Source organism: bacterium (assembly GCA_035528375.1).
In the GTDB taxonomy this organism is placed as follows: Bacteria; RBG-13-66-14; RBG-13-66-14; order RBG-13-66-14; family RBG-13-66-14; genus RBG-13-66-14.
Map to the genome: position 1 here is coordinate 1 of DATKYS010000004.1, position 10,113 is coordinate 10,113.

10 protein-coding genes are annotated in these 10,113 nt (G+C 63.8%); 6 read left to right on the forward strand and 4 right to left on the reverse strand.

The features are described 5' to 3' along the window. Nucleotides 1-41: 41 nt before the first annotated feature. On the reverse strand, nt 42-1,085 hold the full coding sequence (gene tdh / locus VM054_00220) for an L-threonine 3-dehydrogenase (protein HUT97481.1): 1,044 nt from the start codon (nt 1,083-1,085) through the stop codon (nt 42-44). A 567-nt stretch (nt 1,086-1,652) separates the two neighbouring features. On the opposite strand from tdh, the gene VM054_00225 reads away from it, so the two are divergent. The 4 genes from VM054_00225 to VM054_00240 all read left to right on the forward strand — a co-directional run bounded on the left by VM054_00225 (nt 1,653) and on the right by VM054_00240 (nt 7,285). Further along, on the forward strand, nt 1,653-2,789 hold the full coding sequence (locus VM054_00225) for a hypothetical protein (protein ID HUT97482.1): 1,137 nt from the start codon (nt 1,653-1,655) through the stop codon (nt 2,787-2,789). A gap of 145 nt (nt 2,790-2,934) precedes the next feature. After that, on the forward strand, nt 2,935-4,062 hold the full coding sequence (locus tag VM054_00230; GenBank protein ID HUT97483.1) for a hypothetical protein: 1,128 nt from the start codon (nt 2,935-2,937) through the stop codon (nt 4,060-4,062). A gap of 835 nt (nt 4,063-4,897) precedes the next feature. Beyond that, entirely contained in the window at nt 4,898-5,992 is a 1,095-nt protein-coding gene (locus VM054_00235; GenBank protein ID HUT97484.1) for a hypothetical protein, read from the forward strand. Nucleotides 5,993-6,175: 183 nt separating this feature from the next. Next, nucleotides 6,176-7,285: a hypothetical protein gene (locus VM054_00240; protein ID HUT97485.1), complete on the forward strand. Its 1,110-nt coding sequence runs from the start codon at nt 6,176-6,178 to the stop codon at nt 7,283-7,285. A 428-nt stretch (nt 7,286-7,713) separates the two neighbouring features. On the opposite strand, the gene VM054_00245 is transcribed toward VM054_00240, so the two are convergent. The 3 genes from VM054_00245 to nusB form a co-directional block, all read right to left on the reverse strand. Continuing rightward, nucleotides 7,714-8,184 carry a GyrI-like domain-containing protein gene (locus tag VM054_00245; GenBank protein HUT97486.1) on the reverse strand — a complete coding sequence of 157 codons (471 nt, stop codon included), beginning with the start codon at nt 8,182-8,184 and terminating at the stop codon, nt 7,714-7,716. A gap of 70 nt (nt 8,185-8,254) precedes the next feature. After that, the gene (locus tag VM054_00250; GenBank protein HUT97487.1) at nt 8,255-9,124 is read right to left on the reverse strand and encodes a M28 family peptidase; all 870 of its coding nucleotides are present in this window, start codon (nt 9,122-9,124) and stop codon (nt 8,255-8,257) included. Next, nucleotides 9,121-9,522: a transcription antitermination factor NusB gene (nusB, locus tag VM054_00255; protein HUT97488.1), complete on the reverse strand. Its 402-nt coding sequence runs from the start codon at nt 9,520-9,522 to the stop codon at nt 9,121-9,123. The genes VM054_00250 and nusB overlap by 4 nt, the downstream gene beginning before the upstream one ends. 102 nt (nt 9,523-9,624) lie before the next feature. On the opposite strand from nusB, the gene VM054_00260 reads away from it, so the two are divergent. Together VM054_00260 and VM054_00265 are read left to right on the forward strand one after the other, a co-directional pair. Continuing rightward, complete coding sequence (locus VM054_00260; GenBank protein ID HUT97489.1) at nt 9,625-9,885, forward strand: hypothetical protein; 261 nt, start codon at nt 9,625-9,627, stop codon at nt 9,883-9,885. A gap of 101 nt (nt 9,886-9,986) precedes the next feature. Next, nucleotides 9,987-10,112: a hypothetical protein gene (locus tag VM054_00265; protein ID HUT97490.1), complete on the forward strand. Its 126-nt coding sequence runs from the start codon at nt 9,987-9,989 to the stop codon at nt 10,110-10,112. The last annotated feature ends 1 nt before the right edge of the window (nt 10,113 follow it).

Below are 10,113 nucleotides of genomic sequence, written 5' to 3' on the forward strand. Positions count from 1 at the left end.
CCACAGGGAGAGGGAGACCGCTTCAGGCCTCACCCGGCTCCCTACGGGTGCAGGACTATCTTGCCGCTCTCGCCCGAGGCCATGAGCGCGAAGCCCCTGGCGTACTCCTCAAGGGGGAAGGTGTGGGTGATGGCGGGGGAGATGTCCAGCGTCCCCGAGGCGAGGAACTGCCTGGCCTTGTACCAGGTGGTGTACATGCGGCGGCCGACGATGCCGTAGATGCGGGCGTTCTTGAATATCACCCCGTCGTTCAGGTCCACCTTCACGTCGGAGTCGAACAGGCCCAACAGTGAGACCCGCCCCCCGAAGGCCAGGGCTTTGAGCCCCTGTGCCAGGGCGGTCGGCGCGCCGGAGAGCTCGAGGAGCACCTCGACGCCGACCCCGTCGGTCAGCTCGCGGATTTTCGGAACCGGATCGGCCTCGGCGGCGTTGAAAACGTGGTCCGCCCCGGCCTTTTTCGCCAGGTCGAGCCGGTATTGCGACACGTCGGTGGCGAAGATGGTGGTGGCCCCGGATGCGCGCGCCACGAGGACGGTCAGCACACCCAGCGGACCGCAACCCGTCACCAGCACCGTCTTGCCCGCCACGTCCTCGGCCAGGACGGTGTCCAGGGCGTTGCCCAGCGGTTCCTGGGCGGCGGCCTGGTCCGCCGGGATGGCCCGGTCGTTCTGCCACACGACCACCTCGGGCACGGTGATGTACTCGGCGAAGCAGCCGTCGCGGTCCACCCCGAGGATTTTCAGGTTCAGGCAGATGTGCTGCTTGTCCGTTTTGCAGGCCCAGCAGTGGCCGCAGGGGATGTGGGTTTCGGCGGAGACGTAGTCGCCGACCCGGACGGTCGTGACCCGGGAGCCTATCTCGACCACCTCGCCGGCGAGCTCGTGGCCCAGGGTCTGGGGGAGATTTTTTATGCGACGGGCGGCCCACTCGTTCCACTGGTAGATGTGCTGGTCGGTGCCGCAGATGCTCGTTGCGGCGACCTTCACCAGGACCTCGTCCTCGGCGGGGGCCGGGACGTCCACTTCGACCAGTTCGGCGCCGGGACCCGGCTCGAGCTTGCGGACGGCCTTCATCGTCTCTGCCACTTCGGCTCCTTCGCTGGCGTTTTTTTTCGTTTCGCGCCGGTGAATTGTACCCGTCCGGGGGGGTTTTGGCAAGGGATTGTATGTCCGAATAATATATATACTATATGTGGTATAGTATAGGTTTGTTGATTCACCTCGTTGCGGTATCGGTTCATAGGGTAGTTCGTTCTGGTGTACCATTTTGAATCGGACGCGGTGCCAGGAAGAGCGTGCAGTGGCAATGAATTAGGTGAATGTGGTCGGTCGGGGGAGACCAATTTGACGCGATTTTCGAGAAATTTTTTGGTAAAAAGCAGCGATTGTGTTATACTATGTTTGCTTTGCATGAAGTCGGCATTGTCCATAGAGTTACGCGCATCTCCGAATAGACGGCTCTGATTGGAAATCGGCCGCGGTTTGCTTTGTGACGTGGGATTGCGCCTGATTTAATTGTTATATGTTCGGGACGTGTATTTAGATTCGCTCGTCGGGGTGTAACCTTGACAGTTAGGATATTTGAGACTAGATTATCGTCGTATTGGTGAGGAAAGATCGCCCGACTTTCACTTGCTAACCGAAGGAGTAGTCATGAGGAAGTACTTGTTCTTGCTTGTTCTTCTGTCGGCGGTCGCCTTCGCGGGTGGCGCGGTGGCATTGCAGGCGGAAAGTTCCCTCCCCCCGGCCGTCGGTACAGGTGCGCTTCCCTTCGGGTTATCCCCCCCGGCTCAGGGCGGCGGGGCGGGGTACTACTTCTGGGATTCCGCCGAGACCGACACCTGGGCGCCCACCTACGGGTGGCGCAGCCCGGTCAACCACATGGGGTGGCACGGCGACGACGTGTTCTGGACCACGTCGCTGCCCTTCACCGTGACCTTCTGCGGCATCCGCCACAACGCGGGGACGAACCTCTACGTCGGCTCCAACGGCATCGTCGGGTTCATGTCCCAGAAGATGGATGAGCCGATCAACCAGAACATCCCGGTCTCGGCTTCGCCGAACGCCATCATGGCCGTGTTCTGGGACAACCTGACCGGTTACACGTACGGCGACATCTCGGTGGACCTTATCGGCACCGCGCCCAACCGCGCGCTATTCGTCACCTACTCGCCCTGGTACTACGACCTGGCCCCGTCGGACCCCATCGAGTTCCAGGTTCTCATCCGCGAGACCGACGTGTCCGGGATCAACAACACCATCGAGTTCCGCTACAAGGACGTCATCGGTGACTCCTGGCGCGACAACGGGTTCTCCGCGACGGTGGGCCTGGAGAACAACTCCGGCGTCATAGCGGCCAAGTACTCCTACAACACGCCGTTCATCACCGGCCAGCTGGCCGTCCGCTTCGTGGACAGCCAGTTCGTGGACAGCCAGCTCGGCGATTTCCACCTGATCGCCCCCGAGGACGGCTACACCGCCGTGGTCGGCGAGTGGGTGGATTTCCAGTGGCAGGCTTCGGAGTACACCGGCCACGGCACCGTCACCTACGAGCTGTACCTGGACGACAGCCCGGATTTCAGCGACCCCGCCATCTTCGACGTCGGGACCGACACCAACTATCGCTACGTCTTCGGCTCCGACGACACCGGCACGTATTGGTGGAAGGTGTTGGCCACCGAGTCGGTCATCGGCCTCGATAAGTGGTCCGAGGAGACGAACCAGCTCATCATCAGCGGCGTGGATGTCACCGTATCCACCTGGGGCCAGATCAAGGCCGACTTCGAGTAGTTCTTCCGCCACCGATTACGGAGGGGCGCTCTGGAAAACGCCCCTCGTTATAAGATTTCGCGTTTGTTTTTCTTGACAAGACCCAAATACGGTGTTAGATTGCCCCTCGCGTGGTTTTCCTTTTTCTCGGGAATAAGGAGGAAAGATGCACAAGGTTCTGATATATATCCTCCTGGTCTCCGTTTCGGTCTTCGCGGCCGCTACGGTTAGCGTCCAAGAGGAATCTCCTTCAACCTCACCGGCGGTGACCCTCTGGCCCGGATACGTGCCGCCTCTCGCGGGAGACGGTGCGGGGTACTACTTCTGGGACTCGCACGAGAGCGACGAGTGGGCGCCCACGTACAACTGGCGCACGCCGCACAACCCCCAGGGCTGGCACGGGGACGACACATACTGGACCGTGTCCACCCCCTTCGCCATCAGGTTCTGTGGCTCCGACCGTTCCACGGGGTCCAACTTCTACATTGGCTCCAACGGTATCATGGGCTTTTCGAGCAGCGGCATGGACGACCCCATCAACCAGAACCTCCCCAACACTGCGGCGCCCAACAACATCCTCGCACCGTTCTGGGACAACCTGTCCGGCTACTCCGACGGTGACATCTGGGTGGAGTTGGCCGGGTCCGCCCCGACCCGCAAATGGTGCATCACCTACTCGCCCTGGTACTTCTACGAGGCCGGCGCGGATCCCATCGAGTTCCAGGTCCTCATCTACGAGGCGCCGCTGACCACCGTGAACAACTCCATCGAGTTCCGCTACAAGGACGTGATCGGCGACTCCTGGCGGGACAACGGCTTCTCCGCCACCGTGGGCCTGGAGAACTCGGGCGGCACCGACGCCGTCCAGTACTCCTACAACCAGGATATAATCCCCAACCAGATCGCCATCCTCTTCGTGGACATGCACTGGGTGGATGACCAGCTCGGCGAGTTCAACCTCCTCACCCCCGTGGACGGGTCCGAATACAAGCCCGGCGATACGGTCCACTTCACCTGGGAGGAGCCCGACTACGAGTTCGGCCACGGCGCCGTCAATTACACCCTCTACCTGGCCGACAACGAGGGCTTCAACGACCCCCTGGTCTTCAATCGCGGCACCAATCCCTGGTTCGACTACATCTTCGGCGACGACGACACGGGGCACTACTGGTGGAAGGTTTACGCGGAGGAGACCGACATCGGCAACAGCGTGTGGTGCAACGACGTCTTCGATTTCACCGTCCCCAGCTCGGTCGAGGATACGACCTGGGGCCGGATCAAGGCCGATTTCTAGTCATCCTCCCCTCGCGGGCGGGATACCGCGGGGATAGTACGCTGAGTTAACGGCGTCTTCCCTTTACGGGCGGGGTTCTGGACCCCGCCCCTTTTATCGGTCCTTGTGGGGGGCCCGGTCCCCTTTTTTTTTAAGGCGGCCCTCACCCTTAATCCCGTCGGCGCGCCGCTCCCACTGGGAGAGGGAAACAGCGGGCGACCGTGGAGGACTCGTCCTACCGGTCGCCCCTACGGGTGAAATTCGCCGTATGGACGTAGGGGCGGGTGTCCACACCCGCCCGTTTTTTTTAAGGCAGCCCTCACCCTTAATCCCGTCGGCGCGCCACTCCCACTGGGAGAGGGAAACAGCTGGTCGCCGCTTTCACATTCCCAACCCCGACCCTCACCCCGACACGTAAGCGCGCTTCCCCCCAGAGGGAGGAGGGGACATGCGGGCGACCGTGGAGGACTCGTCCTACCGGTCGTCCCTACGGGTGAAATTCGCCGTATGGACGTAGGGGCGGGTGTCCACACCCGCCCGTTTTTTTTAAGGCGGCCCTCACCCTTAATCCCGTCGGCACGCCGCTCCCACTGGGAGAGGGAAACCGCGGGCCGACCTAAACGGCGCGCCGTCGGTCGGCCCCTACGAGGCATTTACCCCTCACCCTACCCTCTTCCCAGAGGGGAGAGGGGGATTATGGCGCCCTCACCCCGGCCCGTGGGCGGACCCGCACCGCATTGCTGTGGAGGACGGTCAAACGACGCCCGACGGGGCTTGGCACGGATTTCGCTGTGAACCTGGGCGGTCACAATTTACGGCCATTTGGGCCGAATCGGAATGTAATCGAGGAGGAAAAATGCGGTTCACCCAGTCCCTGCTGTTAATCGTGGCGCTCGTCGGCGTTGCGTCCGGAGCCCCCTTCCTGTCGGCCGGAATCTCGGTCGTCCCGCCCCGCGGCGGCGCCGACGCGGGCTACTACTTCTGGGACTCCATGGAATCGGGCGAGTGGGCGCCGGAGTACGAGTGGTTCAAGCCCTTCGTCTCCCAGGGGTGGTGCGGTGACGACGTCTGCTGGTCCGCCCTCACCCCCTTCGACGTCCGCTACTGCGGCGTGCTCCATACCGCCGGCTCGACCCTCTACGTCGGCTCCAACGGTGTGCTGGGCTTCTCGGATAACGGCCTGGCGGGGCCGATCAACCAGCGCATTCCCGATCCCGCTCAGCCGAACGGCGTCATCGCCCCCCTGTGGGACAACCTCCACGGCTCGACGGACGGAAGGATCTACCTGGACCTGGACGGGACGGCCCCCGATAGACAATGGTACGTCACCTACTCACCCTGGTACTTCAACGGCACCTTGGTAGACCCCATCGAATTCCAGGTGGTCTTCTTCGAGACCGACACGACCGGCGTCAACAACACCCTCGAGTTCCGCTACCGGGACCTGGACGGCGATTCGTGGCGGGACCACGGGGCCTCGGCCACGGTGGGCCTCGAGGGCGCCTCGGGTCTCGAGGCGGCGCGCTACTCCTTCGACCAGCCCGCCATTCCCGACGAGTTCGCCGTCCGTTTCGTGGACCAGTACTACGTGGACGACCAACTTGGCGTCTTCAGCCTCCTGACCCCCGAGGACTCATCAGTCGTCGGACCGGGCGAGACCGTGCACTTCACCTGGGAAGACCCGGAATACGGTGGGCACGGCCAGCTGCTGTACGCGCTCTACCTGGCCCGCGACCCGGATTTCGGCGAGGTCGTGGTCTTCGACATCGGCGCCGATGAGGGGATGGACCACGTCTTCGACACCGACGAGGCCGGTCCCTACTGGTGGAAGGTCCTGGCCCGGGAGACGGACCTCGGCCTCACCCGCTGGAGTGAGGAGGTCTACGCCCTGGACGTCTCCGCGTCGGAGATCGTCGAATCGAGCTGGGGGACGATAAAGACCGAATTTTAGGAAAAGGACTGGCGGTCCCCGGTCAGTCGGGCGGCGGAAGAATCCGTCGCCCTTTACTTATTGATAATCCGTGTGTTATGGTTAGACGACCCCTCCGGTAAGGTTGACAGCAGCCGCTCCGGGTGATATATTATCATTAGAGTTAGATTGGCGCTTTTATGCCTTTCGACCTGGGGAGGAGCCATGCGCAAGACGATTCTGCTCTTGTTGGTCGCGCTGACGGCCGCGTGGGGTTACGCCATCGAGGCCGGCGGGACGGCCGCGGCTGTCGCGCTCCGGGCGGTGAGTCCGGATTTCGGCCCTCTCGTGGCGGGCTCGGGCGCCGGGTACTACTTCTGGGACTCCAACGAGACGGACGATTGGGCGCCCATGTACGACTGGATTGACGCCGGCGGCGGCACCGACCTCGGCACCGGCGACGAGGCCAGCTTCACCGTGACCACCCCCTTCTTCATCCGCTTCTGCAACCGCGACTACTCCGCCGGCTCCACCGTCTACGTGGGGTGCAACGGCGCCCTCTCCTTCCGGAACGCCGGCATCCCCGCCGCCAACCAGGACATCCCGTCCACGACCGCCCCCAACGCCTTGGCCGCCGTCGCCTGGGACGACCTGCGCGGCATCACCGGGGACCACCTCTACAGCTACCTGGACACCTCCGGCGATCTCGACGTCTGGGTCCTGAGCTACGACCCCTGGCACCGCTACCTCTCCGTGGGGCCCTTCCGGTTCCAGATACAGATCTACGAGCGGCCCGTGGAGGGGATCAACAACACCGTCGAGTTCCACTACCAGACGGTGCTGGCCTCGGGCATCAACCTGGGGCACAGCGCCACGGTGGGGCTGGAGAACTGGGGCGGCACCGAGGCCGCGGCGTACTCCTACAACACCAACCTCGAGGCCGAGTTCGCCATCCGTTTCGCGGACACGCACTTGGTGGACGACCAACTCGGCGCGTTCCACCTCCTCACGCCGGAGGATGGGTACGACTTCATGTATGAAGAGACCGTCCACTTCACCTGGGAGGCGCCCGAGTATTCCGGCCACGGGAATGTCACCTACACCTTCCTCCTCGGACGTGCGCCCGACCTCTCCGACGCCGAGGAGTACGACTGTGGCACGAACACCTGGTTCGACTATTTCTTCGGCGATGGTTACGATAGTCAATGGTTCTGGAGTGTCCGGGCCGACGAGTCGGACCTGGGGCTGTCCCGCATGGCCGAGGAAATCTGGTCCCTTGAGGGTAATTGGGATGTCACCGAGGCTACCTGGGGTCAGATAAAGGCGGCCTTCTGACCGGCGGGCGGTCGGTTCTGGGTTTGCGATGACGTAGGGGCGGGTGTCCACACCCGCCCGCTGCGATGATGTTGGGCGGCCCCGTGGGATGAATCCCCTGCGGGCCGCCGCGGTATCTACTATTCCAACCCTTACCCTCACCCCAACCCTCTCCCTGAAAGGGAGAGGGGGTCGCTTTAACCTTGCGATGACGTAGGGGCGGGTGTCCACACCCGCCCGTTGGGCCATCCATTGCCGTGTGCCTAAACGTAGGGCGGGGAATCCCATCCCCGCCGCGTTCACGTTCCCAACCCTGGCCCTCACCCTCAATCCCTCTCCCGGAGGGAGAGGGAGGCCGCGGGCCGCCGTTTTTATTGACGAGACGCGGGCGACCGTGGAGGACTCGTCCTACCGGTCGCCCCTACACCGTAAAATGCGTGCGGCCCCTGTTACGCCTTCTCCACCGGCAGGTAGATGTCGGTCACCAGCTCGGCGGGCGGAGTCTTGTCCGGGTCGTTCCGGTAAATCTCCAGGCAGGCCGTCTTGCGCTTCCGGTACCCGCCCAGCTCGCGGAGCTGCCGGTGGGCCTCCTCGAAGGCCCCGCCCAGCTCGTCGTACGGCCCGACGTGGTGGTACTGGACGAAGGCCCCCCCGGCCAGCTCGTGTACGCCGTCCACGCCCGCCGGGGGCTCGCCGGTCAAGGTGTAGGCTGCGTCGTAGCGGCTCTTTTCCGTTGGAACCGTCTGCGGGTCGTCCCAGGACAGCCCCAGGACCAGCGTTTTCTCGCCGGGCGGGTTTTTGCCCATAAACTCGCCCAGGCGGCCGAAGGCGCTCTGTATACCCTCGGGCGCGTAGCCCTTCGACGAGCGGAAGTAGGCGACCCGCATGGGTTCGAGCTGTACGATCTTTATCTCGGGCATGGGCTCTCCTTTGCGGTCGGGGTGTCGGGTCGGCTCGGCGGACCGGCCGCCCCGGCGATGTTGTAATCGGCTAAAATTCTCCGGCGCGGATGAAGGCCTCGACGACACGGCCCACGGCGCCTAAACTCGCGGCCGAGCAGTGCTCCGGCGTGTCGGACGTCGTGTGCCAGACGTCGTAGTCGAAGTCAATCAAAAGAATCGTGGGCAGCCCGCGGACCAGGAAAGGTTTGTGGTCGTCGTTGAGGGTGGCGTCGTAACCGGGCTGGAACGCCTCGACGCCCAGCCTCTTAGCGGTGTCCCAGACGCTCCGGGTGAGGTCGGGGGCGTCGAGGACCGAGTTGCCCTCGTGAAAGACCGCGAGGTCGCTGTCGCCGATCATGTCCACCACGATGCCGGCGGAGTAGGAGAGGGAGCCCTGGCGCGCCAGATGGTCCGAGCCGGTGCAGAAGTCCATCCCCCCGATGCGCCCAGAATCCTCGCCGTCGAAGAGGACGAAGATTATCCCCACGTCGGGCGTGTCCTCCGCGAAAGAGCGCGCCAGCTCGAGGAGCACCGCCACGCCCGAGGCGCCGTCGTTGGCCCCGGGTACGGGCTCGGTCCGCCGGGCGGGGTTCGGGTCCTCGTCGGCGAATATCCGCGTGTCCCAGTGCGCGCCCAGCATGACGCGCCGCGGCGCCTCCGGGTTGATCACACCGATGATGTTGGTCACCCGGAAGGCGTACGACCCGTCTGGGGAGACGTAATCGAAGGCGTCCAGGGTGAGCTGGTCGCAATGCCGGCCCAGTTCCCCGATGAGCCACCACCGGCAGGCCTCGTGCCCCGCCGAGCCGGGCATGCGAGGGCCGAAGGCGACCTGCTCCTCCAGGGACCCGAAGGCCGCTTCGGCGTCGAAGGCCGCGGCGGCGAGCGCCGTCGCCAGAATGATAAAGAGAACCTTCATAACAACCCCAGCTTTCGGGCCGCCCGGTCCAGGACGGCGTTGACGATGGCCACGGCCTCCTCGCCCGCGTAGTCCCGGCCGATTTCCACCGCCTCGTCTATGACCACCCGCGCCGGGGTTTCCCCCTCGAGCATCTCGGCGAGCGCTACGCGCAACAGCGCACGCTCGATGTGCCCCAGGCGCTCGAGCCGGTAATTCTCCAGATTTTCGCGGACGAGGCCGTCAATCCGCTCAGGGTCCGCGAAGTAACGCTCCACCAGGCGGTCGGCGAACTCCACCACCTCGGGGTGGGGGAAGCGGGTGCTCCAGTAGCTCTCCCTCACGCCGTCGGCGCCGCCCAGCTCGGCCTGGTACAGCATCTGCAGCGCGGACTCGCGGGCCAGGCGTCTTCGGGTCATCGCTCGATCCCCCAAACATCCGCCCAACGTTAGCACGACACCCCCTATACAAACAAGCCGGAGCCTGCTATCTTTTTCGGGAAAAAGCGGCCGGTACGCCCGATGATAAATTCACTCCCCCCCGAAGACATCTACCTGAGCGCGGTGAACAGCCTGCTGACCGAGCGGTTCGGCTTTCCGTTGTCGCTTTCGCCCCGGGACGTGGCACAGATAATGCGGTGGTACAAAGCGGGCATTCCGCTGGGGGCGGTGCTCGAGGGGGTGACCGAGTCGCTGAACAAAAAGCGGCAGGGTCGGCTCACGCCGCTGACCTACTGCGTGAAGACGGTGAAGGTGGCGGCCAAGAAGCGACGCCGCTTCTAGGGAACCTTTCGACGCGGGTCGTCGTTTTATTAACGCGGTCCGCCTTGACCGGAACCGCTTTTCGTGCTAATAATTAAGTGTGTGAGTACCGAGGAGGCGTTATGCAGAGGCGGCTCATCCTGGTTCTCGTGATTCTGGCGGTGCTGGCCGTCGCCGCTCTGGCCGGGGCCGGTTTCACCGTCGGCACGAGCTGGGGCGCGTTGAAGACCACCTTCATCGGGGTCTAGG